Here is a 25,919-nt window from a genome sequence, read left to right on the forward strand (position 1 = left end):
CTCATCGCATGCCATGACGTCCCCAACCCGCTACTTCCGGTATGCCGCAGAAGCGGGACAGGGGCGGGGGGTGAGGTGGAAGACGCGGATATCGCGTCGGGTCCGCTCGTTGTAGGTGTCGTAGACGGGCAAGGCACTCAGGATGCGGTGCTGGTGGAGCCTCTTGTCCTCTTCGGTGAGTTGCCTTGCGGTGACGGTGATCGTGCGGCCTCGATGGGTGACGTCGGCGGTGGGGGTGGCGAGGAGGTTGATGCTCCAGGTGGGGTGGTGCGGCTTCCCGAAGTTACTGGCGACGACGAGCCAGCTGCCGTCGGAATCCTCGTGGGCGCACAGCGGGGTGGTGCGTTTTCTACCGGTGCGGTACCCGGTGGTCGTCAGGACGACGGTGTCGATGAACAAGCGGCTGGGGAGCAGTCGTCCGTGGGTGAGGCGGTGGACTGCGATGTCGCAGCGGGGCAGAAAGCGGGGGGCGAGTGTGGTGAACGTGCGGGTGCGGCCGATGCGGACGATGAGGGGGTGGGGCATGGGGACACCTTGGGGGTGGGCAGCGACCGGTAGGGCTCGCCTTGCCGGGGGCGTGGATCCGGGGCGCCGGCCTGCGGCCAGGCGGCGAGGGCCCGCTCGGCCATGGCGGTGATGGTCAGGGAGGGGTTGAGACCGAGGTTGGCCGGGATGGCAGATGCATCCGTGATGTGGAGGCTCGGGTAACCGTGGGCCCGGTGGTAGGGGTCGGTGACGTGCTGGGTCGGGTCGGTGCCGGTGGGGCAGCCTCCCATGAGGTGCGCGGTGATCGGGATGCGCAGCAGCGTGGTGGCCAGGCGGCGGACCCGGCCTTGCGTGCGCCGAGCGTAGGCGGTGGCGGCCGTGTCGGTTGCGCGGGTACGGACAGGTTCGGGGAGGGGGGTGCCGGGCCGGAAGGTCATGCGCCGGCCGAAGAGGGAGCGGCGCATGCTGCTGGTCAGGGCGGAATCCCGGCGCTCCATGGCGAGGAGCAGGGCGGTGCGTCGACCGAAGGTGCGCCAGGGTCCGGGCAAGGGGAAGGGCAGCAGGGCTGCGGCGAGCGGGTGGGTGCCGGGGCCGACCCGGCACAGTTGCAGGAGGGTGTGGGCGTCGGGGCGGATCGCGGAGGTGATGGCGACTGCGGCGCCGGTGTCCAAGCCGGGGGCTGCCACACCCGTGATCACTTCGCGGTTGGTGCGGGTGCGGGTGCCCAGGGCTGGGGAGAGGAGGGGCAGGTGGGGGCGTGAGCGATGCAGCAGTTCGGTGGTTCCCCAGGCGCCGGCGGCCAGGACCACCTGTCGGGCAGTCAAGACCTCCTGCGTGCGGCGTGCGGGCCGGAGGCCGGTGGGCGTGCGGGTCGTGTGGACGTGCCAGGTGCCGTCAGGCTGCGGGCGCAGGGTGGTGGCGCGGGTCATGGCCTGGATGCGGGCGCCGGCCTGCTCGGCGAGGTACAGGTAGTTCTTGACCAAGGTGTTCTTCGCTCCGGTGGGGCAGCCGGTTGTGCACTGTCCGCACAGGGTGCAGCCCGTTCGGGCCGGTCCCTCTCCGCCGAAGTAGGGGTCGGATGTCTGCCGCCCTGGGGTGGCGAAGTGGATGCCGACCCGGGTGGGGTGGAACGTGGCCCCGACGCCGAGATCGTCCGCGGTCTGCCGTAGCACTTGGTCCGCGGCCGCCATGGTGGGCACGGCGGTGGTACCCAGTATCCGTTCGGCCCGGGCGTAGTGCGGGGCGAGTTCCGCCGCCCAGTCAACCGCCTGGTCCCATGGCGATGCCTGGAAGGCAGTGTCGTCGGGCTGGTAGTGAACGGCGGCGTAGGCCAGGGATCCTCCGCCGACCCCGGTGCCGGTCAGGGTCAGGAGTCGGCGGCGCGGATGGAGGCGCAGGATGCCGTGCAGGCCGAGGCGGGGTGCCCACAGCAGGCGCCGCACCTGCCAGGGGTTGGTGGCGAAGTCGGTGTCGGCGAAGCGGCGACCGGCCTCGATGACGGTGACCCGGTACCCCTTCTCGGTCGCCCGCAGTGCGGCCACGCTTCCCCCGAACCCGGAGCCGATGACCAGGACATCGATGAGGGCCTCGTGCGGGTAGGCGCCAGCCTGGTCAGGCATGGGTGCCATGTCCCCGACCGGGCCCCTGGGCCCGGTTCCGAGCTCGGGGCAAGAAGGTGGCGGGGTTGGCCGGGGGGCAGGTGTCCCGATGCCGGTGGAAGAGGCTGCCGTCCCGGGGACTGCTTGTCGGTTGTGCCCGCCAGCGCTCAAGCCCACCGACGAGAATGCCCAGCAGGTTGCTCTTGCCCGCCGCGTTCTCCCCGATGGTGCCCCTCAGCTGCCCCGCAGGCAGGTTCAGGTTCAGCACTTCGGGTAACTGCCGGTTCGCGGCAGTAGGGGGTGCCGGGGTGAGGGGCAACCGGGCCGATGGAGGATGACAGGAGACAGGCATCACGGCCCGCACACTACGGGTCACCCTGGGTGAGGGTCCAGCGGGTGTCAACCACACGGGCCCGGATATGCGTGCACAGGTCACAACCAGAAGGCTGGCAGCGGTGCCTGGCGCACACGGGGCTCCAGGGAGGACGTCGAGTCCCCCCGCCTCTCGGCCGTTCCGGACCTCACGATCATGGCTCCTGGGCGGTGCGCTCGGCTACAGACCACCGTTCGGGACGGCACGACCACCATGCCGCTTCGTGGTGCGGTGCTCTGACAGCCCGCCGTGTCGGGCCATGTCTGTGGCCGACGGGCGTGACGGTGGCGCGATCCGGTCGTTGGGCTTCGGGGTGACGATGTCGGTGCGCATGGGCTTTTTCCTGCACACCTCTCTATGTGAGCGAGGAAAGCCCGTGCGTTCTTGGGGGCGTGGCCTGGATGCAGCAGGAGTCGTCGGGCGTCGACTGAGGGCCGACTACGGTCAGGCAGCGCGGTTCCTCGTGCGTACCGATCCGGCGGGTTACGCGGCCGTGCGCGTTCTCGCACCGGCGGAGTCCCAGCCTCACCTGCTCGCCAGTTTCGCCTTCGCCTCGTACACCGACGATGTGTGCGATACGGGCACCCTTGCGGAGCGGGAACGACGCTTCAACCAGTGGACGGGTCTTGTGCGCGCCGGTTTGGACACCGGCCGGGCGGAGCACCCGTTGCTGCGAGCCTTTCTGCACACTTCTGCCGTGTCCGGTCTGCCCAGGCGGTGGGTCGAGTCGTATCTGGCGGGCGCACAGCTGGACTTGGCCTTCGCGGGTTTCGTCAACGAGTCCGACTACCAGGCATACGTCGACCAGAACACCTGGCCCTTCCTCATGCTCATCACTGGCTTGGCGCAGCCCGAGGGTGGTGACGAGCAGTTCGAACGCTCCTGTCGGCTGCTCGCCGACGGGTGCCAGCGCACCGACTTCCTCGCCGATCTGGCGGAGGATCTGCGGGGCGGAAACCTGTACTTGCCTACCGATGACCTCGAGCGGCACGGCGTGACGCGTGGCGATCTCGAACAGGGCCGCGACACTCCAGGTGTACGCGCACTGATTTCAGCGACAGCCGATACCGCGCACGCCACACTCAGAATGGCGAGCCGGATCGTCGACGAGGTGGCGGAGCGCCACCGTCCCCTGGTGAGCTGCGTGCTGGGCCTGCACCACCTGAGGCTTCAGGCCATCGCAAGGATGGGTACCGGGGTGACGCGCGGTCCCGTGCGAAACCAGGCGGTGGCCTGCCTGCGCCTACTGGTTCAGGAACGGCGCCGGACGTCGGAATGCCGGGGCCGTGGGTGACACGTTCCCGGGGAGCGAGCCGCCCCCACGCAAGGGCGTGACATAGCGGGTCGCTACGACCTCTCGCATAGAACCCCCGGCGCCGCACATGATCGGGGCAAGGGTGGCCCGAAGGCGCGGGAACCGCCCTCGACGGCCGCCGCCCGCTGCCAGGCTTTCGGCCGCCTCCCAGGGCTGTCGCCACCACCGGACCAGGAAGGTTCGGACGCCGTGATCACGACTGCCACAGCCCGCCATCACCGCGGGGCGACGTCCGTCGCCTTGAACACGTCGCACACCCGCGACTGCACGCTCCGTCCGGCAGCGCCACCCCTCACGCCGCGATGCCGGCTTCGGGTGGGAGGGCGGGGCCGAGCAGCAGGCCCCCGTCCAGGACGAATTCCGAGCCCGTGGCGAAGGATGCGTCCTGGGAGGTGATGAAGAGCAGCAGTCCGGTGATGTCAGAGGGTTCGGCGAGGCGGGGGATGGCGAAGGGGGCGGGCGAGTAGAAGTCCGCGATGGCCGGCTGGCCCGCGACCGCGGGCTCGTTGATCAGCGGTGTGGAGACGACGCCGGGATGGATGGAGTTGACCCGGATGTTGTCCCGCCCCAGCTCCAGCGCGGCCGTCTTGGTCAGCCCGCGCACGGCCCACTTGCTGGCGGTGTAAGGGGCGTAGAAGGCCGTGCCGATGTGGGCCATGGTCGAGGCGATGTTGACGATGCTTCCGCCACCGCCCCTGCGCATCGACGGTGCCACGGCCTTGATGCCGAGGAACTGGCCGGTGACGTTCACCGTGAAGGCGTGTTCCCAGGTACGGAGTTCGGTGTGCTCGATGGGGGCCGCCGGGTTCTGCACTCCCGCGTTGTTCACCAGGACGGCGATCGGCCCGAAGTGGCCTTCGGCCTTTCGCACCGCCGCCGCCCAGTCGTCCTCGCTGGCGACATCGAGGTGAACGGACAGAGCCCGCTCACCGAGCCGAGCGGCGAGGTCGCGGCAGGCGCCGTCGTCACGGCCGGCGATGACGACGTTCGCCCCCTCCGCGTGGTAGCCCCGCACATGGCTGCTGCCCATGCCTCCGCTGCCGCCCGTGACGATGACGGTCTGACCCTCGAAGCGTCCCATGGTGCTTCCTTCCAGGCGCATCAGTGGTGAGCCGAGTGACTCACCTCCCCTCTCAAGGTAGGGTCGGAACTAGAGGTGAGTCAAGTGACTCACCTCGCCGCTGGGGCATACTGGAGGACATGACGGCACAGCCTTCGGAATACCACCGGCGCGTGGCAGCGCAGAAGCGGACGTCCATCGTCGAGGCGGCGACGAAGCTGTTCCTCGACTCCGGCTACGACGGCACTTCGCTGGCCCGCATCGCCGAGGCTGCCGGGGTGTCGAGAGCGACCCTGTTCAAGCAGTTCACCACCAAGGCGGCCCTGTTCGAGGCGATCGTCACCGAACAGTGGAAGGTCGACGACGAGGAGGAACGCCTGCCCGAGCCAGGGAACCTCCGCGCGGGACTTGAGACCATCGGACGCCGCTACGTCGCCCTCCTCACCCGGCCCGGCATGGCCGCCCTCTTCCGCATCGTCATCGCCGAGGTACCGCGCTTCCCCGAGCTCGGCGAGACCCAGTTCAGGCTCGGCAAGATGCCCTACTTCGAGTCGGTCCGCCGCTACCTGGAAGCGGAGAACGCCGCCGGTACAGCCGTGCTCGACGACGCGGAGATGGCGGCGACCCAATTCCTCGGGATGATCTCCAACTACGTGTTCTGGCCGCGGATGCTGCTCGCACACTGGGAGCCCGACGCCTCCGCCGTCGCCGACGCGGTCGACCAAGCGGTGCTGACCATGCTCACCCGATACGGAGCGCCGGGGGCCCACGGCGTCTGAGACACCGGATGCCCCACCGCTCGGGGTAACCAGCCGGCAACCACCGCCCGTACAGGCCGACAGCCCACGTCTCCGGAAGGTCCGACGCACGAAGGCGGAGAGGATGAGCCCGCCGTCCGAGCCGATGTGAACCCCCGGAGTCGTCGGGTGGTGTGGTTCCGGCAGCACAGACGGCATCGCTGCGCCACCTGAGTGAGCCAGGCGTGCGCCCTTCGACTGCCACCACCCTCTTCAGCGCCCTGTGCGGACTCGACGCACTCCGTGAGTATGTGAGAGAGCCTTCCCCTCCCTCGGACGGAGGCAGTTCGTGTCCCACTACCTCTTCGACAGCGACGCCGCTCAGACGGCAGGCCGCTTCTCCGCACTCGAGGCGTGCTACGACCCTGTTTCCCGGCGCCAGCTGGAGCTGATCGGACCGACCACAGGATGGCGGTGCCTGGAGGTCGGGGGCGGCAGTGCTTCCCTGGGCGACTGGCTCGGTGAACGGGTGGGGACGGAGGGGGAGGTGACGGTCACCGAGCTGGAACCACGCTGGGCTGCCTCACGGCACCGCCCTGATCATGTGCGCCTGCTGCGGCACGACATCGTCCACGATCCGCTGCCGGGCACAGACTACGACCTCGTCCACGCACGGCTGGTGCTGCTGCACCTGCCGGAGCGGTTGGAGGTGCTCCAGAAGCTCGTGGGGGCCTTGCGGCCGGGCGGATGGCTGGTACTGGAGGAGTTCGACTGCGGCTGGACGCCGGTACTGGCGGCGCCCGACTCCTCATCGGCAGCACTGTTCGACCGGGTCCATGCGGCGCTGATGAGCCTGTTGAGGACGGCCGGGGCCGATCCGCTGTGGGGGCGCCGCGTGCTGGGGGCGATGGCAGCCGCCGGGCTGCGTGACCTCACCGCGAGCACCTACGCCGAGGCGTGGCCGGGCGGCAGCGCGGGCATCGCCCTGCATCGGCACAACGTCGACCAAGTCAGCGGCCGACTGACCGCATCCGGTGTGTCAACCACCGAACTGGACCGGTTCCGTGCGCTGTTGCATCACCCAGACTTCGTCATCAACTCCTATCCGCTGATCAGTGTGCGGGGCCGCCGCCCCCCGAGGAAGGAGCAGGATGACCCGCAGACCCTACGTGGAGTTGCGCCTGCCGCTACGCGAGGAGCCGCTGCTGCTGATGACCCGGCTGGTCCGTAGCGGGCTGTTCGACCCTTACGTGGTCTATGAGAGCAGTGTCGGCTGGTCTCTGGCCGGCGGTGTCCTGACCTCGGTCCGGCTGAGCGGAGAGGAAGCCACAGACCTCACACATGTGGGGGCACGCCTCGCCGAGGCACCGGTGGCAGGCTGGCGAGCCTACGGGTGGGCGTCGTTCGAACTGGGAGCCGCGCTGGCCGGGGAGAATACCGAGGGCACGGAGACCCTGCTGCACCTGATCGTGCCCACCGACGAGGTACGCACCGACGCGACGGGCATCCTCATCCGGTCCACCGCCCCCGAGCGGCTGCACATCATCGCCGACCACGTCCGGTCAGCCGGCACCGCGCCTACGCCGGAGCCGGCCGGGCGGATCGTGCTCCCCCTGGAGGACACCGGCAACTACCGGGCAGCGGTCGCGGCGGCTCTGCTGGAAGTGCGGAGCCAGGGCCCGCTGGAAAAGGTCATCCTCTCCAGGCAGGTCCCCGTACCGGTCGCCGTGGACCTGGTCACCAGCTTTGTCACGGGGCGCCGGGCCAACACGCCGGCACGTTCGTTCCTTCTGGACCTCGGCGGCATCCAGGCGGCCGGGTTCAGCCCCGAGACGGTGGCCGAGGTCACCGCCGACGGTCGCGTCACCACGCGGCCCCTCGCCGGTACCCGGGCGCGGAGCGGAGCGCCCGGCGACGACGCCCGGCTGCGTGCTGACCTCCTCGGCGACCCGAAAGAGATCCACGAGCACGCCATCTCCGTCACGCTCGCGCTGGAGGACCTCGGCTCGGTGTGCGACGACACCTGTGTCAGCGAGTACATGACCGTCGTAGACCGCGGTACCGTCCAGCACCTGGCCTCCACGATCACGGGCCACCTCCTTCCCGGCTGCGGCCCCTGGGACGCGTTCGCGGCCCTCTTCCCGGCGGTCACCGCGACGGGTATCCCCAAGGAGCCGGCGTACCCCCTCATCCGGGCCCTCGAAGGAAAGCCACGCGGCCTGTACGCGGGCGCCGTTCTGACCTGCGATGCCGACGGCACTCTCGACGCCGCCCTCGTCCTGCGCAGCATCTTCCGACGGGACGGCCGATGCTGGCTCCAGTCCGGGGCCGGCATCGTGCGGCAGTCCCAGCCCGAACGCGAGCACGAGGAGACGTGCGAGAAGCTGCGCGGCGTCGCCCACCATCTCGTCCCGGCCGCCATCGGCGGCCCGGAGGCACGAGGCGATGCACCGCCCGGTGAGGCCGCTCCCCCGGATGCCGGTGGGTGAGGTGCTGCGGCAACCACGTGCGTGGTCCCCGGCACGGCGGCGGGGTCGTGCGGCACCGGCACCACGGCCCGGCCTCCCCACCTCGTACAGAGAGCCGCACAGCACGCTCCGCCCTCCCGGGCAGGGATGTCCGCAGCGGGCGCGTGCGCTGCGGAGGCCGCTCGGGGCAGGGCGTGCGCGTACCCCGGATCCGGCGGCGGGGCAGTGCGTGCCGGATCCGGGGTGGCTTCGGGGTGGCGCGGGTGGCCTACTTGACCGCTCCGGCGGTCATGCCGCGGGTGAGGGAGCGCTGGAAGATCAGGAAGAAGACGACCATGGGGACGACACCGAGGAGGGCCGCGGCGCTCATGGCGGTGGGATCGCTGGTGTATTGGCCCTGCATGACGGACAGGCCGAGGGGGACGGTCTGGTTGGCGTTGGAGATGAGCAGGACGAGGGGGTAGAGGAACTCGTTCCAGCTCCAGACGAAGAAGAAGACGCACATCACCGAGAGGGTGGGCCAGCTCATGGGCAGGACGATGCGCCACAGGATGGTCCATCGGCCGGCTCCGTCCATGGAGGCGGCTTCGATGAGTTCGCGGGGGAAGCCGGCGAAGACGGAGGAGAGCAGGTAGGTGCCGAAGGCGCTGTAGGTGATGCCGACGAGGATGGTGTAGCCGAGCTTCCCGTCGTAGAGACCCATCTCCTTGAAGAGGTAGTAGATGGGGTAGACGAGGCCCTCTTGCGGCAGGACGTTGACGCCGAGGAAGAAGATGAGGAAGGGGGTGCGCCAGCGGATGCGGCCGATGCCGATGGCGTAGGCGTTGAAGAGGGCGAACAGGACGGCTATGAGGACGACGCCGAGGCTGATCTGGACGCTGTTGAGGAGCTTCTGGGTGAAGCCGACGCGTTCCCAGACGTCGGCGATGATGCTCCAGTTCCACTGGTCGGGCAGGGACAGCGAGCCGTTGGTGCGGAAGTCCGCGCTCGTCTTGAACGAGTTGAGCAGGATGACGGCGAAGGGCGCGAGGAACGCGAGGACGAACACGGCGACAGCGGCCAGGACGGCGTAGGAGCCGGGGGTGCGGCGGTTGCCCGAGGCTTTGGCCTTGCGGTCTTCGCGCCGGTGGCTCGGGGGTGCCGCGGGGGTGGTGTGCGTGGTCATGGTCATCCGTCCTCGCGGGCCTGGCGGGTGAGCATCGTTCCGGCGATGACCAGCACAAGCAGGGTGATCGTGCTGGAGATGGCGGAGCCGTATCCGACGTCGGCGCGCTCGAAGAAGTTCTGGTAGGCGAAGTAGGCGGGGACGAGGGTCGAGTTGCCGGGGCCGCCGCCGGTGAGGACGAAGATCTGGGCGAAGACCTTCAGGCCGGCGATGGTGGTGGTGACGAGGACGACGTATACCTCGGGCCGCAGGATGGGCACGGTGATGCGGGTGAAGCGCTGCCACCAGGTGGCGCCGTCGAGGGAGGCGGCTTCGTACAGTTCGGGGTCGATGCGCTGGAGCCCGGACAGGAACAGCACCAGGGGGTAGCCGAGCTGCATCCAGACGAGGACGGCGAGGACCATCCACAGGGCGAGGTCGGGGTCTCCGAGCCAGTTCTGGGCGAGGGAGTTCAGGCCGATCTTTTCGAGGACGCTGTTGACTGCGCCTTCTGGGGCGAGGATCCAGCCCCACATCAGCCCGGTGACGGCGACGGGGATGACCTGGGGCAGGTAGAGGCCGGAGCGGAAGAGGCTGACGAACCCGTCGCCGTGCTTCTTGCCGATGTAGTCGAACAGCAGGGCTGCGAGGAAGAGCCCGAGCAGGGTGGGGACGACGGCGATGCCGACGATGACGAAGGCGATGTTGCGGAACGAGGCCCAGAAGTCGGCGTCGCTGAACAGGCGGGTGTAGTTGTCGAAGCCGATCCAGGTGGGCTCTCCGACGCCCTGCCACTGGGTGAGGCTGTAGTAGAAGGTCATCACCAGCGGGACGACGAGGAAGAGCAGGCTCAGCAGCAGGCCGGGGGCCAGGAAGACGGCGTACCCCGTGGGCCGCGGGTGACGTGTGGTTTTCACTGTTGCTCCAAGAGGGGCGGGACGGCGGCCCGGTGCGGGCGGGCCGCCGTCCCCGGGAAGAAGGGACTGACGCGCGGGTGCGGGCGGGTCGGCCTCAGCGCCGCGAGGCGGTGTACTTCTCGTAGGGGGCCTTGAGCTCGTCGAGGACGGCGTGGGGCTTGCCGCCGTTCATGAGGTTCTGGGTGGCGCCCATCCAGGTGTCGTAGTAGCCGGGTGCCGGCCAGTCCGGGTAGAAGGCGAGCCCCTTGCCGTCCTGGTAGGTGTGGAACGCGGTGATGAGCTCGCGGGACTTGGGGTTCTCGATGGAGTCCGGCTTCACGGCGAGAGGGACGTTGCCCTCTTCCCCGAGGATCTTCTGGATCTTGTCCGACATGGTGATGTCGATGAAGTCCTCGGCGAGCTTCTTGTTCTTCGCCTTGGTGGGCACGACCCAGTGGTTGCCGCCGGAGCCGAGGGTCTTCCTGCTCCCGGGATAGGCGGCGGTGGACCAGGTGAAGTCGGTGATGTCGGTGGTCAGGCCGCCGAACCACCAGTTGCCGCCGACCATGATCGGGCGCTTCTGCGAGACGAACTGCTCGGTCATGTCGCTGCCCTTGAGGCCGACGTCCTTCTTCTCGAAGTAGCCCTTGTCGAGCCAGTCCTTGTAGGTCTCGACCGCGTAGGTCCACTCCGGGCCGTGGAAGTCGACCTTGCCCTTGTAGAGCTGGTAGTCGTCGACCCAGGCGTCGTTCGCCTTCGCCAGGGCCAGGAGGTAGAGCCAGTGGCCGGCGGGGTGGTCGTTGCCCGCGTTGGCGAGCGGCGTGATCCCGGCGGCCTTGAAGCCGGCCAGTGCGGCCTCGAAGCTCTGGAGGTCGGTGGGCTTGGTGATGCCGTGCTTCTTGAAGAGGTCGTCGTTGTAGTACGCCAGGACGAACTCGCCGTAGTTGGGGACGCCGTACCACTTGTCGCCGCCCATTTCACCGTCGGCGTCGTAGCGGGCGGTGACGGACGCGCTCTCGCTGATCTTCTTGTCCCAGCCGCGTTCCTTCGCGACGGAGGTCAGGTCGGTGAGCAGGCCCTGCTTGGCGAGCAGGCCGGTGGTGGCGTTGCCCTTGTTGTACTCCATGACGTCGGGCGCCTTGTCGGAGTTCAGGATCATGCCCGCGTTCTGCTGTATCTGCTCGAACGTCTTGCGTTCGAAGACGACCTTCACGTCGGGGTGGGTCTTCTTGAACTCCGCGATGGCCGAGTCCCAGGCGTTGCTCAGGGCTCCGTCCTCCTGCTCGTAGTGCCACAGGCGCAGAGTCTTGCCGTCACCCGCCGCGGTGTCCGATCCGCCGCCACAGGCGGTCAGCGGTGCCACGAGTGCCAGAGCGGACACGGCGAGCAGGGCTCGTCGGGTGGTGCGGCGCGGAGCACGGAAGCGCATGTTCGTCATGAGGATTCCTTGGATGTGCAGGGTCAGGGCGGTGCGGGGGGAGGCGGTACGGGTGTTCAGGTGGGGCTGCTCAGGCGTTGCGGCGGTGGACGCGCGCTTCCCAGGGCTGCAGGGTGTGAGGGGCCGTGAGAGGTGTGGAGGCCGGGACGTTGGCGATGAGGGTTTCGCTGTGTTCCCAGCCGTCGGGCAGGTCGACGGTGAGGTCGGCTCCGCTGAAGTTGGCGAGGACCAGCAGTTCGGTGCCGGATGCCGCGTCGTGGCGGGTGAAGGCGTAGAGCTGCTCGTGGTCGGGGTACAGCAGGTGGAAGTCGCCGTGGGTGAGGGCGGGCTCGGTGTGCCGCAGGGCGATGAGGCGGCGGTAGTAGTGGAAGACGGAGTCGGGGTCGGCGAGCTGGGCCTTGGCGTTGACACGCGTGTGGTCGGGGTTCGCCGCGATCCAGGGAGTGCCGGCGCTGAAGCCGGCGTTCTGGGTGGCGTCCCACTGCACGGGGGTGCGGGCGTTGTCCCGGCTGCGGTGGCGCAGCCCTGCCAGGATGCGTTCCTCATCGACGCCGAGGGCGGTCTGCTCGCGGTGGTGGTTGAGGGACTCGATGTCGCGGAAGTCCTCGATGGAGGCGAACGGGGCGTTGGCCATACCGAGTTCCTCGCCCTGGTACACGTAGGGCGTGCCGCGGTGGAGGTGCAGGACGGTGGCGAGGAGTTTCGCGGAGCGGTCGCGGTAGGCGGGGCTGTCGTCGCCGAAGCGGGAGACGGCGCGGGGCTGGTCGTGGTTGTTCCAGTACAGGCTGTTCCAGCCGGTCTCGCCCAGGCCGGTCTGCCAGCGGCCGAGGCTTGCCTTGAGGTCGGTCAGCTTCAGCGGGCGGACGTCGAACTTGCCTCCGGGGCCCTGGTCGAGGCCGACGTGCTCGAACTGGAAGACCATGTCGAGCTCGCGGCGGGAGGGGTCGGTGAAAAGTTTGGCGTCCTCGACGGTGACGCCGGGCATCTCGCCGACGGTGAGCAGGCGGCGCGGGTGGCCTTCGAAGACCTCGCGGTGCATCTCCGCCAGGTACTCGTGGATGCGGGGGCCGCAGATGTAGTGAGGGCTGCCGTCCCCGTGCAAGGCACCCTCGGGCACGATGCCGTCGGGAAGGCCGGGTGTCTTGGAGATGAGGTTGATGACGTCCATGCGGAAGCCGTCGACGCCCCGGTCGAGCCACCAGCGCATCATGGCGTGGACCGCCTGGCGCAGGTCGGGGTTCTCCCAGTTGAGGTCGGGCTGCTTGCGGGAGAACAAGTGCAGGTAGTACTCGCCGCTCTTCTCGTCGTAGGTCCAGGTGGGGCCGGAGAAGAAGGAGCCCCAGTTGTTGGGTTCCGCACCGGGGGTGCCCGGCTCCATGCCCTCGCGGGCGGGGCGCCAGATGTACCAGTCCCGCTTGCTGCCCTGGGGGCCTTCGTCGCGGGAGGCGGTGAACCAGGGGTGCTCGTCGGAGGTGTGGTTGACGACCAGGTCCATGACGAGCTTCATGCCACGCTCGTGGACGGCGCCAAGGAGCCGGTCGAAGTCGGCGAGGGTGCCGAAGAGCGGGTCGATGTCCTGGTAGTCGCTGATGTCGTACCCGTTGTCGTCGTGCGGGGACGGGTAGACAGGGGACAGCCACAGGACGTCGACGCCGAGCTGGGACAGGTAGTCGAGCCGTTCGATGATGCCTTGCAGGTCGCCGACGCCGTCCGCGTTGGAGTCCGCGAAGCTGCGGGGGTAGATCTGGTACACCACCGCTTCGCTCCACCAGGCGTCGGCGGGATTGGCTTCGATTTCGGGCACGTCAGACCTCACAGTGTTCGCATGGTTACTTTTAGTGACTTCGCGGGTGGTGGGTCGCCGCAGCGTCGGCGGGCGCTGTGGGTCAGGAGATGGCCGCGCCCACGGTGTCGCGGATGACGAGGCAGGCGGCGCCCCGAGCCCAGAGGTCGTGGCGGGCGGGGTCGACGTGGATGTCGCAGTCGGTGGCCGCGGTGGAGAACGCCTGCGCTTCCATCGCCTCGCTCATGTGCGGGCCGAACAGGTCGTAGGCGACCGCGCCTTCACCGGCGATGATGACTTTCTGCAGGTTGAGCAGGTTGCACATGCCGGCCACGCCTCTGCCGAGGGCGGTGCCGGCTTCGGCGAAGGCGGATCGGGCCACGGTGCGGGCCGCCCCGGCTTCGCCTCGCGCGAGCTCGATGGCGTCGGTGATCGTGTCGCAGGGGAATCCGCCGTCTGCGAGGTGGCGCAGGATGGCGCGGTCGCCCGCCAGGGATTCGAGGCAGCCGCGTCGGCCGCAGCTGCACATGGGTCCGGAGGGGTCCAGGGGCAGGTGGCCGAGTTCGCCCGCGAGTCCGGTGGCGCCGGAGAACAGGGCGCCGTCCAGGAGCAGGCCGCAGCCGATGCCGGGGCCGACGGTGACCACGGCGAAGGAGTCGATGTCGCGGCCCTCGCCGAACCAGCGTTCGGCGACGACCAGGGTGTTGACGTCGTTGTTGACGACCACCGACAGCCCGGTCGCTTCCCGCAGGGGCCCGGCCACGTCGACCTTGTTCCAGTCGAGCAGGGCCGAGTAGCGGCAGATCCCGGCTGCCGAATCGACGTGGCCGCTGACTCCGACGCCGAGGCCGAGCACCCTGTCCGCCGCTTCGGGCGCCTCTGCGAGGAGCCTGCCGGTCAGGGAGGCGGCGGCGGACAGGGCAGTCCGGGGGGTGCAGTCGGCCAGGGGCTCCTCGTCCCGGGCCAGGACGTTGGCGGCCATGTCGGTGACGACACCGAAGACCCGTCCGGGGGCGATCTTCATGCCGACGACCACGTGTTTGTCGGGATTGACGTGCAGCATCTTCTGCGGCCTGCCCCGCCCCTGGGCAACCGGGTCGCTCTCACGCAGGTAGTCATGCTCGAGCAGCGGCGGCAGCATGCGGGTGACGGAGGAGGGCACCAGGCCCAGGCGCTGGGCGAGCTGGGTGCGCGAGATGGGTCCTGCGGTGAGCACGGTCGCGAAGATCTCCGCCCGGGTCTGCTCACTGACAAGCTCCGAGAACCGGATCTTGGACGGGCTCATCACGCGGTGCCTCCAGGTAGTGGTCTGTCAGGGCCGTTGCATCGGGTTCAGCGCCATCGAACCCGATGCGGGCGGCGAGGGCTTCCCGTATGCGCGGGACCGGTACCGCCAAGCGTTGCAGAGATCGTCATCGCGCCTCCTGCGGCTGGGACGCCGTCGACCTGTGGAAGTCGGCGTCGCTGCTCATGACGGGAGTGTGTCCCGCAGCCTTTAAGTGCGTCAAGGAAGAAAACATCGCGTTACGCAACCGTGATGGCCCACCTCTGCCGGACACTTGTAGTCGTTTTGCGTGTTTTGTGCTTCTTGTGATGCGCGCACTGGTCCCGCAGGTCGAAGAATCCTGTTCATTTCATTGACACGGGGAAGAAATGACGGGAAGTTAACCGGCAACCGGGGCGGAGCCAGGACCTGTTGGGTCACAGGCCGCCGCCACATCTGCAGCCCCCTCACCCCTCGGGGCGGGCAGGACCGGTTCGCTCCGCTCGCAGGACCGGTGTCCTGTGCTCCTGGCCCTGCGAATGATCCCCGCGTGGACTCCGTCAGCCGGCTCCCCCCGAAGAGAGACGAACCGCCGACCAGGACGAGTGCCGCACCCCGGTCAGCCCCGTGAACGGGCGACCGCATGCACCGATGACTCCGCCACACAGCTGTTCCAGCTGTCCCAGCGGTGTCCGTGCCCGCCCCCGGGCGGGCGCCTTGGGGCCATGCCCCGATTCATCAAGGAGAGGACATCACCATGCCCGCAGGAAGACTGCGACGGCTCAACCCGCTGGCGGCCATCGCCGCCGGCCTGGCACTGGCGCTCGCCGGAGCCGTCGTACCCGCCAGCACCACGGCCTCGGCCGCCCCCGCCCCCGCAGGACAGCTCGTCCCCGCGGCCGCCCTGCTCGCGGCACCGGCAGCAGGAGCGGCGGGTGCCACCGCCAACAGCGAGCAGCTGCAGACCTGGTGGCACGACAACCACGAGTTCAACACCAGCAGCCCGGTGGGCGGCGACAAGGTGCGGCGGTCCTCCTTCTACGACGTGAAGGTCGCCACGGCCGCCGCGCCGACGACGAAGTACGACTCGTTCGCCTACATGAGCATCCCCCGCAGCGGCAAGGGGAAGATCGGCTACACCAAGGAGGACGGTGCGGAGTTCTCCGCGTCGGCGAACCTCACCATGAGCTGGTCGTCCTTCCAGTACACGGCCGACGTGTGGGTCGACGTGTCCCTGCGTACCGACCAGAGCATCTCCTCCGCCGACCAGGTCAAGATCAGGCCCAGCAGCCTGCACTTCGACAAGGAGCTCGTCAACAGCAAGACCGTGCGGGTCAAGGTGCCCTACAGCAGCAAGGGCCACCGGTTCTCGGTCGAGTTCGACCCGCAGCTCTACACGGCGTACAACGACATGTCCGGGCCGGCGAACGACGCGGGCAAGCTGACGACGAGCGGTGGTGGCGGAAACCGGGCCATCCACACCGAGCCGCGCAACTCCATGATGATCTTCGCCGAGCCGACGCCGACCGGCGCGGAGAAGGACCGGCTGATCCCCACCGCCGCTTCAGGGAGCATCCACTACCCCGAGCCCGGCCAGGTCACCAACCTCAACAACGTCAGCCAGGACATCATCTACTTCCGCCCGGGCACCTACACCATGGGCTCGAAGTACCACGCGGTCCTGCCGGCCAACGTCAAGTGGGTCTACCTCGCCCCCGGCGCCTACGTGAAGGGAGCCTTCCGCTTCTTCCACGACAACCAGAGCCTGTACAAGGTCACCGGGTACGGGGTCCTCTCCGGCGAGCAGTACGTCTACGAGGCGGACACCAACAACAACTACGACCACCTCAGCGGCGCGTCGAACTGTCACGCCTCCTGCGTGAAGATGCTCCAGTTCCAGTCCGCGAACGCCCAGCAGCACCTCGACCTGCAGGGTGTGACGATCAACGAACCGCCCTACCACTCGTTCGTCGTCTACGGCAACGAGCAGACCTTCCGCATGCGGGTCGACAACTACAAGCAGGTCGGCTCCTGGTACTGGCAGACCGACGGCATCGAGCTCTACCGCGGCAGCACCATGAAGAACACCTTCTTCAACGCCAACGACGACGTGCTGAAGATGTACCACAGCGACGTCACCATCGATAACACCGTCATCTGGAAGAACGAGAACGGCCCCGTCATCCAGTGGGGCTGGACCCCCCGCAACATCGACAACGTCCGGGTGACCAACACCCACGTCATCCACAACCGGATGTACTGGAAGGACGTCAAGTACAACACCTGCATCCTCAACTCCTCCTCCCACTGGGAGGACATGGGATCCACCACCAAGGGCGACCCCAACACCTGGGTCAAGAACATGACCTTCGAGAACATCACCGTCGAGGGCCAGACCAACTGCGCGATCCGCGTCTTCGCCCTCTCCGGCACCGAGAACATCCACGTCAAGAACCTGAAGATCGACAACTGGAACGGCCTCGATCCCAGCAGCCAGATCAGCCTCCTCAAGCGTCACTCCAACACCGCCGGCCAGAAGGTCACCCTGGGGAACGAGACCACCCAGGGCAAGGGCCTCAAGCTCGAGAACTACACCGTCGGCGGCACCGCAATCAACAAATCCGGCACCAACTGGGGAGCGGACAAGCTGGGCCGCCTCGGCTTCGACACCGAGAACTGGGACAACTGGAACGCCTGGGGCCCCGGCGGCAACCCCGACCCTGATCCCGACCCGGGCACGGGCTCCGGTCAGATCGTCAACGGCGGCAACGCCAAGTGCGTCGACCGCGCCGGAGCCGGCACGGCCAACGGCACCGCGATCCAGCAGTGGACCTGCGCGAACGCCGCCTCGATGACATGGACGCTGGATGGCCAGCAGCTCAAGTCCGGCGGCAAGTGCCTGGACGTCGTCGGCGGCGCCACCGCCAACGGCACCAAGGCACATCTGTGGGACTGCGGCGGCTGGGACAGCCAGAAGTGGGCCTTCCAGGCCAACGGCACGCTGAAGAACCTCAAGTCCGGCCGCTGCCTCGACATCGAGGGCCAGAGCACCGCCGACGGAGCCCGCCTCCACCTGTGGGACTGCAGCACCTGGGCCAGCCAGAAGTTCAACCTCACCGCCTAGCCACACCGGTCCTGGTGGCCGCCACCGTGGCGGCCACCAGCGACCAACCCACGCCTCCCCCTCGCAGAAAGGCATCCCGCGCATGCCACCAGCCCGGTTCGAGCAACCCGTCCTGAGCCTCTTCCGCATCGTGATCGGGCTGCTCTTCGCCTGCCACGGAGCCGCCACCCTCTTCGACGTCCTGGGCGGCCCGCACGGCGAGGTGCCCAGCGTCGGGCAGTGGCCCAGCTGGTGGGCCGCAGTGATCCAGCTGACCGGCGGAGCACTCGTGCTGATCGGGATCGGCACCCGCCCGGCAGCCTTCGTGTGCTCAGGCTCCATGGCCTACGCCTACTTCGTCCACCACCAGGGCGACGGACTGTTCCCGATACAGAACGGCGGGGAGAGCGCCGCACTGTTCTGCTGGGCCTTCCTGCTCATCGCCGCCCTTGGCCCCGGCCAGTGGTCCCTGACCGCCCTGCTGCCCCAGCCCGCGCGCCGGCGAGAGGAGGTGAGCAGTAAGGCGAGCAACCACTGATCCCACACGAGCTGTCATGTGCACCTAAATCACTGGTCGGAATCGGCCTGTGATCTCCACACACACACGGAGGAAGAGCACCATGAACCGCATACCCGCAACTCTGACCCGCGTCGTCGCGCTGAGCTCCGCCGTAATGGCCACCGCCCTCCTCGGCGTCATCCAGGCACCGGCGGCCTCCGCACACGGCACCGTCATCACCCCCGAGACCCGCAACTACGGCTGCCTGCAGCGCTGGGGCTACACCGAGCCCAACGAGTCCCAGGACCCCATGTGCTACCGGACCTACCACGAGAACGCGAACGCCATCGGCGCGTGGAAGGCCGTCTACGCCAACAACACCGGCGACAACTACAAGCAGGTCATTCCCGACGGAGAGATCTGCAGCGCCGGCGGCCAGGGCGAGACGAACTACCGGCCCCTCGACCGCCCGGGCCCGTGGAAGATGACCGACATCGGCTCCGACTTCACCGTCGACATCTACGACGAGGCCCGACACGGCGCGGACTGGCTCGAGGTCTACGTCACCAAGCAGGGCTTCAACCCGGAGTACCAGCTGATCGGGTGGGACGACCTCGAGCTGGTGAAGAAGACCGGCCGCTACGCCTACCAGCCGCACTACGTCACGGACGTCAGCACTTCCGGCTACAGCGGACGCCATGTCGTGGTGACCATCTGGAAGGCGTCGCACATGGACCAGAAGTACTTCCTGTGCAGCGACGTGAACTTCAGCTGACCGGAGCCGGCTGACCGGGCCCCGCAGGAGGCGCCACCTCCTGCGGGGCCCTCCCCCACCGAACCACGCGTGGCCCCGGACCGGTGGAGAGCCGCCGCGGTCAGGCGCCCAGCACCCCGTGTCCGAGGTCGTCTCCAGCGGAGGATCGACGATGACCAGCACCTCTCACCACCGCGACTCCGCCGACCGGCCACCCGCCGTGCCGGCCGGACCGCGGCAGTCCCTGCGAAGCCGCCTCGCGCCCCACGCGCACCGCTACACGCGGGTCAGCCCCGCCGTTCTGCGTGTCTGCGTCGGCCTGGTCTTCTGCTGGTTCGGCATCCTGAAGTTCTTCCCCGGCGCGAGCGCGGCCGAGGACTTCGCCACCGATGCCATGACCGACATGACCATCGGGCTCGTCCCCGCCCCGCTCTGCCTGCTCCTGCTCGCGGTCCTGGAGACGGGCATCGGACTCGTGCTCCTGACCGGCTTCCTGCTCCGCTGGGCCCTGGCAGCGTTCTTCCTCCACATGGCCGGAGTCTTCCTCTCCCTCCTCGTACTGCCCGACGTGGCCTGGCACACCACGGCCGTTCCCACCCTCGAAGGCCAGTACGTCATCAAGAACGTCGTCCTGGTCGCCGCCTGCCTGCACATCACCGCCGACGAACTCACCCACTGACCGGCCCGTCCCTGTCCCCGCCAAGCGCGACTCGTACCAGGAGCACCCGTGGGCAGCACCCTCACCCTTCACAACCTCGCCAAGACCTACGCCAACGGCCAGAGGGCCGTGCGCCGGCTCTCCCTGACCGTCGAGGACGGGGAGTTCCTCGTCCTGCTGGGACCCTCCGGATGCGGCAAGTCCACCCTCCTGCGGATGATCGCCGGCCTGGAGACGATCAGTGGGGGCGAGCTGCACCTCGACGGACGGATCGCCAACGACCTCCGGCCCAGCGAACGAGACATCGCGATGATCTTCCAGAGCTTCGCGCTCTACCCCCACATGACCGCCGCCCAGAACATCGGGTTTCCCCTGACGGTCCAGAAGCAGGACCACGGCCAGATGACGGCCCGCGTACAGGCCGTCGCCCGGACCCTGGGCATCGACCACCTCCTGGACCAGGCCCCCGGCCGGCTCTCCGGCGGGGAGCGCCAGCGCGTCGCCATGGGCCGCGCCGTGGTCCGGCGTCCCTCGGTCTTCCTGATGGACGAGCCGCTCTCCAGTCTCGACACCCGGCTGCGCGCCCGCCTGCGCACCGAAATGCTCGCGGTCACCCGCAGCACCGGTGCGACGACGCTCTACGTCACCCACGACCAGGCCGAGGCCATGGCGCTCGGCGACCGGGTGGCAGTCATGCGCGACGGGATCCTCCAGCAGATCGACACTCCCCGCACCCTCTACGCGCTGCCCGCCAACGCCTTCGTCGCCTCGTTCGTCGGCACCCCGAGGATCAACCTGCTGCACGGCACCGTGTATGCCCCCGTCGACGGCGTCATGGCACTCAACTTCGGAGCCCAGAGGATCACCCTGTCCTACCCGCTCACCCACGACCACCAGATGCTCCGCGTCGTCCAGGGACAGCCGCTCCTCATCGGCCTCCGTCCCGAAGCCATCCGCATAGCCGACGAGAAACACGCCACCGCCTTCGAACGAGCCATGACCGGGGTCGTCGAGCACACCGAGTTCCAAGGCCACGAAGCCCTGCTCCACCTCTCACTCGGCGGACAACGGGCCGACGTGCCGGATCAGCTCCCCGCCCGGGTCCGCCAGGAACCGGCTCGCAGAAGCGCCGCCGACCACGTGCGGAACCTCCGCCGCCGCACCGGACTCTTCGACCGCCGCCCCGCACTCCCCGGGGACACACAGCCTCCGGCGCGGCCCCCTGCTCGCAGGGGCATCGGAGAACTCGTCATACGCGACACCCCGGGCGCCCGTCATCGCAGGGGCCAGCACATCCCCCTCCTCCTCGACGTACGTGACCTGCTCGTCTTCGACGCACGCGGCGAACGCGTCAGCCCCGACCCCACCCGGGTACCGGAACTCTGACCACGGCAGACACCCGCACTCCGGCCCTGACCGGCCGCCCTGCCCGCAGGCTTGCCGATTGTGGCCTTACCCCGCTTGCGGGCTGTCCGGTCCCGCAGCAGGCTGCCCCGGGCTCAGGACGGCGAAGTCAGGCAGCCTGAAACCGAGTTCCCGCAGCCGGCTGGCGACGGTGTGAATGGGCAGCTTCAGGGTGGCGGCGGTCTGTGCGACATGGAACAGCCGAACCGGCTCGCGGTGGTCGAGCCAGGGGGCCACGGCGTCGACGTCCCGACTGATGATGTGCAGGTCGTCCGGTTCGAGCGGTGGCAGGCGGGCGTCCGGGACGCGGTAACCGAAGTGCGTCAGCCTGGAGGCGATACGGTCCGCCGTGTAGCCGGTGACCGAAGAGGCCATGGCGATCTGGCTCGGCGCCACGACCTGCTCGATGTTCAGCCACGGTGACCGCCCGTTGCCGTGCACGCTCAGGATGCGCAGGTCCCCGGGTTCCTCCTCCGGCACCGGGCGGGTGGGTGTGCGGAGGCCGAGCGCGGTCAGCCGGCTGGTGAGGTGGTCCGTGGAGCAGCCCAGCTGTGAGGCGGTCTGAATGATGTGGGCAGGGCCGATCGTCTTGTCCGGACTGAGCCAGGGTGCCTCCCCGTTGTGGTTCTCACTCAGCAGGCGGAGGTCCTCGGCTGTCAGCGGTGGCAGCGGGGTGCCGGGGGTGCGGAAGCCGAATGCGGCGAGCCGGGCGCACACGTGTTCCGCTGACCGTTTCGTCTTGCTGACCGCCTGCGCGATGTGAGCGACACTGACCGTGGTCTGCGGGTCGAGCCAGGGGGCCACGGCGTCCAGATCACGGCTGAGGAGGGCCAGGTCCTCGGCTTCCTCCCCCGGCAGCGGATCGACGAGCATGCGGTAGCCGAGTTCGGTCAGTCGCCTGGCGACGTGGGCGGTGCTGCGACCGGTCCGCCGTGCGGTGTGGATGATGCGCACCGGGTCGACGGGGGTGGCAGGGTCGAGCCACGGCCCCCCGCCCGGTCTGAGGGACTCGCTGATGAGGTCGAGGTCCCCGTCCTCCAGTCGGGGCAGAGGCGCGGTAGGTGTGGGCAGACCGAGTTCCTGCAGGCGGGAGGCGACGTCGTCGGCGGAACGCCCCGTTCTTCGGGCTGCCTGGGTGATCAGCCCGAGGCTGATCGTGGACTCGTGGGCGAACACGGATTCCATCCACGGCGACTGGCCACGGCTGGGCCAGCCAGGTATGAGGAGGTAGACGTCGGAGGGTACGGGAAGGGCGCTAGAGGGAGGCTCCGCCGCGGCGAATCCCGGGAAGAGGCCGGCGTCCGTAAGCGCCTGCTCGCGGAAACCGTTGGCGCCAGGGCTGTCCTGCACGGGTGACCAGGGATCACCGTTGTCCAGGTAGGAGCTCAGGGTCTCGTCCTCCGCGAAGAACCCGGCTCTGGTGATGTCCACCTCCTGCCCGGCGATCCGCCAGGGCGCGAAGCCGACGCGTACCGCTTGGGCGAAGATCTCGTCCGCGAGCTGGGGGCTCTCCTCCAGGACCCGCCTCAGCCAGGCATGCTGGAACACGGCGTCCTTCGCCGCGAGCAGGGTGGGGATCTCCTGGCGGAGCAGCCGTTCGATCTCGACCGTGTCCGGGTCGATGACTCTGCGCCGGTCCACGGTGAGACGTGGTGTATGGCCGCCCGACAGGTTCACCACCGCCCCGAAGCGGTGCTCACCGGCCCACAAGCCGTCGGCGAGCACCGCGCCACCGGTGTTGCACCACCAGACGGCGGGATTCGAACCGGCGAGCGTGACCGCTCCCTCCTCTCGCGCGCTGTCGGAGGAGTGGGGGTCCGTCGAGCCGAGCGGGGCTTCCTCGCAGAGGCGGTTCGCCTCCCAGGCCAGGCTCTGTCCCTGCGCGTCCTCGGCCGTGACGTCGACGTCGGACAGCCACAGAATGCGGCGCAACACGTCGACGCAGGAGGCGACGTCCGGCGACCGGAGCCTGAGCCGGACGCTCGTGTAGGCCTCGGCACAGCGCTCCAGGCGCTGGATCCGGAAGAGGGAACCAGGACCGGCGATCTCGACCCGGAGCTGTTCGCCCGGCAGTCCCTCAGGGGTGAGGCGGCAGGTCGTGACGGTGATGTCGTCGGCCAGCATGAAGTAGCTCAGGACTCCCACACCGAACTGGCTGTTGGGATGCATGACGATGCCGTGCTCCTGCCACCGCGCCCGCTCCTCGATGTATTCCGGCAGGTCGGCGAACCGCATGCCCGCGTGCGAGAAGACGTCGCGGAGCTCGACCTCCCCCATGCCGATGCCGTTGTCGCGGCACTCCAGGTAGGGCCCCGCCCCGTCGGCTCCTTGCCTGAAGGTGATGCGGCCCTCGTACGGGGCCACCTGCGAACCGGTGGCACGCAGGTAGCGGGTACGCGCGTCCCGGTAGCGGCAGGCGTCCAGGGCGTTCTGGTACAGCTCGCGTATCGCGAGGGCGGGGTCCCCGTACAGTTCCTCGCCCATCAGCAGTTCCTGGATGCGGTCGTCTGCCAGACGGAACCGCAGCTCGGTGGACTCGTAGGCCGGCCGGCCGTTCTCCTCGACCGCGGGCGTCACACGCTCGGCTGTCACGTGCAACGGAAGGTTGCGCAACAGGGCCGGCCGCTCCTCGTCGCCCGTGCTGATGTCGATCCTGGCCAGCAGGGTGTCGAGTGCCGCCGCGTGCTGACGCAGTCCGAGATCGACCGCGAGGTGGCCGCAGACGGCACTCAGCACCCTGGTCCGGCCGCTCGACTCCCAGCGGACGCCGGCCAGCGTCTCGTGCAGACCTGGGAGGTCCACCGCGTAACCGATGCCGATGTGGTCGACGACCACGTCGGACAGTGTGATCGGATCGATGGCGAAGAGATGCGCGATACGCAGCAGATCGGCGAGCTGGTGCACCCGCACCCGCTGTGCGGTCTCCGCGACCCCCACGCTCCGGGGTCCGACGGAGGCTTCCTCGGTTCTGCCCGGGAGCTGGGGGGAACGCAGGAGCTGGGCCAGCAGCCGCGGTTCCAGCACGTCCTCGACGAGCCGCTTCTCCCTCGGCGACCGCTTCCCCAGGGGCACCGCGAGATGGTCCAGCAGGGTCTCCACGGAGGCGGGCTCGTACAGTCGGGCCTGACGGACCAGCCAGCGGTGGAAGAGCCACCAGCCGATGGCCTCGGCGGAGGCGTCGTCCGGATTACGCAGCGCCCGGCGCATCAGCCGGGGCTGACCTCGCAGGAACACCTCGTAGTTCCTCCGGGCCGGGGAGGTGCTCTGTACGTCGGTGAGGTCGGTGGGAGCGATCGCGCTGTAACGGCTCGCGTTGTACTTCCAGAAGGCGGCGTGCAGATACGGGTGGGTGACCAGGAGGAACACCTCGGCGGCGGAGAGCTCCAGCTCCTCCGGGCGGGCGCTGCTGTCGAGGAGCAGGCTGTCGGTCCACTCGGCCACCCGGTAGGCGTACGACAGGGAGTACCAGGGGTCCCCGGGGCACGCCCCACCGCCCCTCGTCGTCGCGGCGGCGGCCCGGGCGGCGAGTGCGGTGGCGGTGTCGCGGAGCAGGGACAGCCCGCGCTCGTCGGCGACGTAGTTCCACAGCGGGTGGTCCCGCGCCGCGGTCACCCATTCGTGGTCCTCGGCCTGCGTCTCCGCCCCGCCTCCGGCCCCGCCCTCCGGTGTGCCCGTGTACGCGCGGTTGCGGGCGAGCACGATCTGATGGCCGAGATCGCGCGTGCTCATCCTGGGCTGGGGCACTCGGAAGCCGTCCACCGTCCGGCCGTGCAACCTGGTGTTCAGGGCGTTGAAGACATCGGTCATGGTCAGGTCGGGAAGGTGCTCACCCTTACGCGCACCCGTCAGCTCGCCCTGGAGCCCGTCGCGCAGCAGAGCGGTCAGTTCGAGGGTGAAGACGCTGCCCTCGGGCAGGCACAGGGAGCGCTCGGTGTCCGCTGCCGACGTGAGCACACAGGCCCCGGTGATCTCCATGTCCAACTGTGTCGGGGTGTGTTCGTCCGACATGGGCAGCGCCCGGCCGCTGAAGCAGCAGTCGATGACGACGACTTTCCGCTGCGCCTGCGACCCCGCGACGAGATCTCGGATGTCGCTGTACTTCACCGAGTGGTAGGGCCGTCGGCCACTGGAGCTCTGGGTGGCGAGGAAGAACGAGCGATCACGACCACCGAAGTGCCCATGTCCCGCATAGTAGAAGAGCAGGAGGTCCGTGGCTTCCTCCGCAGCGTCGTGCAGAGTGTCGAGCAGCTGCTGCTGTGTGCCGTCGGGCGGCACGACCGTGCAGTCCTTCTCCGCCAGCGCGCCGACGTCGTCGCTGGTGAGCAGGTCGCGTAACGCCGGGATGTTGTGCCGGACCCCGCTGAGCTGTGACAGCTCGCCGAATTCGTGCACTCCAAAGAGAACCGCCCGGGACCGGCCGGGCGCGGAGGTCACTCGTCCGCCCCCGCGGCCGGTGTGTCCTCCAGGCGGCGCAGGAGACCGGCCAGTTCCTCGGGTGAGAGGTGACCGATGTCGACACTGACGTTCCCGTGTACCAGGCGATGTCCGCCTGATCCCTCGTCGGCGCTCCGAGCCGGTGTCTCGTCCCGCCTGACGGATCGCCAGGTCACGTACGCCAGGGCGAAGGCGGCGATGTCGACCGCGTTGCCCAGGATCACGTCCACGGCTTCGAGCGCGTTCATGGTGGGGCCGCCGTGCCCACCGACCGCGGTCACCCGTATCTGGGCGGATCCGGGGTCGTCCGCCAGCCACGCCTGAAGATCGACGAGTGCTTCCTCGTCGCCGTCCGCCGGAATGCGAATCCTCATCCCCCACCCTTCCCGTGCTGTGCAAGTGCCGTAGTGGCCGCGAGCTTAGCCACGGCGAAGTGGTCCGGAGACCGGATCCTGCCAATCCGTGAGCAGTGCGCCGGCAAGGTCCGGGCACTGTCCGCACGACG

At 68.8% G+C, this 25,919-nt stretch carries 19 protein-coding genes; 9 read left to right on the forward strand and 10 right to left on the reverse strand.

Going from position 1 to position 25,919, the window contains the following annotated elements:
- Positions 1–30 precede the first annotated feature (30 nt).
- On the reverse strand, positions 31–399 hold the full coding sequence (locus ACHFIV_RS19205; protein WP_398970289.1) for a nitroreductase/quinone reductase family protein: 369 nt from the start codon (positions 397–399) through the stop codon (positions 31–33).
- On the reverse strand, positions 375–2,105 hold the full coding sequence (locus tag ACHFIV_RS19210) for an FAD-dependent oxidoreductase (RefSeq protein ID WP_398970292.1): 1,731 nt from the start codon (positions 2,103–2,105) through the stop codon (positions 375–377). The genes ACHFIV_RS19205 and ACHFIV_RS19210 overlap by 25 nt, the downstream gene beginning before the upstream one ends.
- 611 nt (positions 2,106–2,716) lie before the next feature.
- On the opposite strand from ACHFIV_RS19210, the gene ACHFIV_RS19215 reads away from it, so the two are divergent.
- Positions 2,717–3,751, forward strand: coding sequence for a squalene/phytoene synthase family protein (locus tag ACHFIV_RS19215; protein ID WP_398970294.1), 1,035 nt, complete (start codon positions 2,717–2,719; stop codon positions 3,749–3,751).
- Positions 3,752–4,064: 313 nt separating this feature from the next.
- Here the strand turns inward: ACHFIV_RS19215 and ACHFIV_RS19220 are convergent, their stop codons facing one another.
- Positions 4,065–4,853: an SDR family NAD(P)-dependent oxidoreductase gene (locus tag ACHFIV_RS19220; protein ID WP_398970297.1), complete on the reverse strand. Its 789-nt coding sequence runs from the start codon at positions 4,851–4,853 to the stop codon at positions 4,065–4,067.
- A 119-nt stretch (positions 4,854–4,972) separates the two neighbouring features.
- Here ACHFIV_RS19220 and ACHFIV_RS19225 point away from each other — a divergent pair, with 119 nt between their 5' ends.
- The 3 genes from ACHFIV_RS19225 to ACHFIV_RS19235 all read left to right on the forward strand — a co-directional run bounded on the left by ACHFIV_RS19225 (position 4,973) and on the right by ACHFIV_RS19235 (position 8,058).
- On the forward strand, positions 4,973–5,611 hold the full coding sequence (locus ACHFIV_RS19225; protein WP_398970300.1) for a TetR/AcrR family transcriptional regulator: 639 nt from the start codon (positions 4,973–4,975) through the stop codon (positions 5,609–5,611).
- A 307-nt stretch (positions 5,612–5,918) separates the two neighbouring features.
- Positions 5,919–6,800, forward strand: a complete 882-nt coding sequence (locus ACHFIV_RS19230; protein WP_398970303.1) for a class I SAM-dependent methyltransferase — start codon at positions 5,919–5,921, stop codon at positions 6,798–6,800.
- Positions 6,721–8,058 (forward strand): salicylate synthase, encoded by a 1,338-nt coding sequence (locus ACHFIV_RS19235; protein ID WP_398970306.1) that lies wholly within the window; start codon positions 6,721–6,723, stop codon positions 8,056–8,058. Before ACHFIV_RS19230 ends, ACHFIV_RS19235 begins: the two co-directional genes overlap by 80 nt.
- A gap of 247 nt (positions 8,059–8,305) precedes the next feature.
- Here ACHFIV_RS19235 and ACHFIV_RS19240 read toward each other — a convergent pair whose 3' ends face one another.
- From ACHFIV_RS19240 to ACHFIV_RS19260, 5 genes are all read right to left on the reverse strand, one after another.
- Positions 8,306–9,202, reverse strand: a complete 897-nt coding sequence (locus ACHFIV_RS19240) for a carbohydrate ABC transporter permease (protein ID WP_398970309.1) — start codon at positions 9,200–9,202, stop codon at positions 8,306–8,308.
- A gap of 2 nt (positions 9,203–9,204) precedes the next feature.
- A complete protein-coding gene (locus ACHFIV_RS19245; protein ID WP_398970312.1) occupies positions 9,205–10,098 on the reverse strand; it encodes a carbohydrate ABC transporter permease in 894 nt (297 codons plus the stop codon).
- A 94-nt stretch (positions 10,099–10,192) separates the two neighbouring features.
- Positions 10,193–11,515 (reverse strand): extracellular solute-binding protein, encoded by a 1,323-nt coding sequence (locus ACHFIV_RS19250; RefSeq protein WP_398970315.1) that lies wholly within the window; start codon positions 11,513–11,515, stop codon positions 10,193–10,195.
- Between the two features lie 70 nt (positions 11,516–11,585).
- Positions 11,586–13,319, reverse strand: coding sequence for an alpha-glucosidase (locus tag ACHFIV_RS19255; RefSeq protein ID WP_398970318.1), 1,734 nt, complete (start codon positions 13,317–13,319; stop codon positions 11,586–11,588).
- Positions 13,320–13,401: 82 nt separating this feature from the next.
- Positions 13,402–14,583, reverse strand: coding sequence for an ROK family transcriptional regulator (locus tag ACHFIV_RS19260; protein ID WP_398970321.1), 1,182 nt, complete (start codon positions 14,581–14,583; stop codon positions 13,402–13,404).
- Between the two features lie 736 nt (positions 14,584–15,319).
- Here ACHFIV_RS19260 and ACHFIV_RS19265 point away from each other — a divergent pair.
- The 5 genes from ACHFIV_RS19265 to ACHFIV_RS19285 all read left to right on the forward strand — a co-directional run bounded on the left by ACHFIV_RS19265 (position 15,320) and on the right by ACHFIV_RS19285 (position 20,962).
- Positions 15,320–17,686, forward strand: a complete 2,367-nt coding sequence (locus ACHFIV_RS19265; RefSeq protein WP_398970324.1) for a family 49 glycosyl hydrolase — start codon at positions 15,320–15,322, stop codon at positions 17,684–17,686.
- A gap of 82 nt (positions 17,687–17,768) precedes the next feature.
- On the forward strand, positions 17,769–18,203 hold the full coding sequence (locus ACHFIV_RS19270; protein ID WP_398970327.1) for a DoxX family protein: 435 nt from the start codon (positions 17,769–17,771) through the stop codon (positions 18,201–18,203).
- Positions 18,204–18,285: 82 nt separating this feature from the next.
- Positions 18,286–18,939 carry a lytic polysaccharide monooxygenase gene (locus tag ACHFIV_RS19275; RefSeq protein ID WP_398970329.1) on the forward strand — a complete coding sequence of 218 codons (654 nt, stop codon included), beginning with the start codon at positions 18,286–18,288 and terminating at the stop codon, positions 18,937–18,939.
- A 151-nt stretch (positions 18,940–19,090) separates the two neighbouring features.
- Positions 19,091–19,597, forward strand: coding sequence for a DoxX family membrane protein (locus tag ACHFIV_RS19280; protein WP_398970331.1), 507 nt, complete (start codon positions 19,091–19,093; stop codon positions 19,595–19,597).
- A gap of 48 nt (positions 19,598–19,645) precedes the next feature.
- Complete coding sequence (locus ACHFIV_RS19285) at positions 19,646–20,962, forward strand: ABC transporter ATP-binding protein (RefSeq protein ID WP_398970333.1); 1,317 nt, start codon at positions 19,646–19,648, stop codon at positions 20,960–20,962.
- A gap of 66 nt (positions 20,963–21,028) precedes the next feature.
- On the opposite strand, the gene ACHFIV_RS19290 is transcribed toward ACHFIV_RS19285, so the two are convergent.
- Both ACHFIV_RS19290 and ACHFIV_RS19295 read right to left on the reverse strand, forming a co-directional pair.
- The gene (locus tag ACHFIV_RS19290) at positions 21,029–25,414 is read right to left on the reverse strand and encodes a caspase, EACC1-associated type (protein ID WP_398970335.1); all 4,386 of its coding nucleotides are present in this window, start codon (positions 25,412–25,414) and stop codon (positions 21,029–21,031) included.
- Positions 25,411–25,788, reverse strand: a complete 378-nt coding sequence (locus ACHFIV_RS19295; protein ID WP_398970338.1) for an effector-associated constant component EACC1 — start codon at positions 25,786–25,788, stop codon at positions 25,411–25,413. Before ACHFIV_RS19295 ends, ACHFIV_RS19290 begins: the two co-directional genes overlap by 4 nt.
- Between the last annotated feature and the right edge of the window lie 131 nt (positions 25,789–25,919).

Origin of the sequence: Streptomyces sp. ALB3, from assembly GCF_044385685.1 — a bacterium.
In the GTDB taxonomy this organism is placed as follows: domain Bacteria; phylum Actinomycetota; class Actinomycetes; order Streptomycetales; family Streptomycetaceae; genus Streptomyces.

What these genes read in the sequence shown, in the direction of transcription:
- ACHFIV_RS19260 (WP_398970321.1), bottom strand. Translation starts at nt 14,583, where the DNA reads ATGAGCCCGTCCAAGATCCGGTTCTCGGAGCTTGTCAGTGAGCAGACC.
- ACHFIV_RS19215 (WP_398970294.1), top strand. Translation starts at nt 2,717, where the DNA reads ATGTCTGTGGCCGACGGGCGTGACGGTGGCGCGATCCGGTCGTTGGGC.
- ACHFIV_RS19270 (WP_398970327.1), top strand. Translation starts at nt 17,769, where the DNA reads ATGCCACCAGCCCGGTTCGAGCAACCCGTCCTGAGCCTCTTCCGCATC.
- ACHFIV_RS19210 (WP_398970292.1), bottom strand. Translation starts at nt 2,105, where the DNA reads ATGCCTGACCAGGCTGGCGCCTACCCGCACGAGGCCCTCATCGATGTC.
- ACHFIV_RS19265 (WP_398970324.1), top strand. Translation starts at nt 15,320, where the DNA reads ATGCCCGCAGGAAGACTGCGACGGCTCAACCCGCTGGCGGCCATCGCC.
- ACHFIV_RS19250 (WP_398970315.1), bottom strand. Translation starts at nt 11,515, where the DNA reads ATGACGAACATGCGCTTCCGTGCTCCGCGCCGCACCACCCGACGAGCC.
- ACHFIV_RS19235 (WP_398970306.1), top strand. Translation starts at nt 6,721, where the DNA reads ATGACCCGCAGACCCTACGTGGAGTTGCGCCTGCCGCTACGCGAGGAG.
- ACHFIV_RS19295 (WP_398970338.1), bottom strand. Translation starts at nt 25,788, where the DNA reads ATGAGGATTCGCATTCCGGCGGACGGCGACGAGGAAGCACTCGTCGAT.
- ACHFIV_RS19240 (WP_398970309.1), bottom strand. Translation starts at nt 9,202, where the DNA reads ATGACCACGCACACCACCCCCGCGGCACCCCCGAGCCACCGGCGCGAA.
- ACHFIV_RS19225 (WP_398970300.1), top strand. Translation starts at nt 4,973, where the DNA reads ATGACGGCACAGCCTTCGGAATACCACCGGCGCGTGGCAGCGCAGAAG.
- ACHFIV_RS19220 (WP_398970297.1), bottom strand. Translation starts at nt 4,853, where the DNA reads ATGGGACGCTTCGAGGGTCAGACCGTCATCGTCACGGGCGGCAGCGGA.
- ACHFIV_RS19275 (WP_398970329.1), top strand. Translation starts at nt 18,286, where the DNA reads ATGAACCGCATACCCGCAACTCTGACCCGCGTCGTCGCGCTGAGCTCC.
- ACHFIV_RS19280 (WP_398970331.1), top strand. Translation starts at nt 19,091, where the DNA reads ATGACCAGCACCTCTCACCACCGCGACTCCGCCGACCGGCCACCCGCC.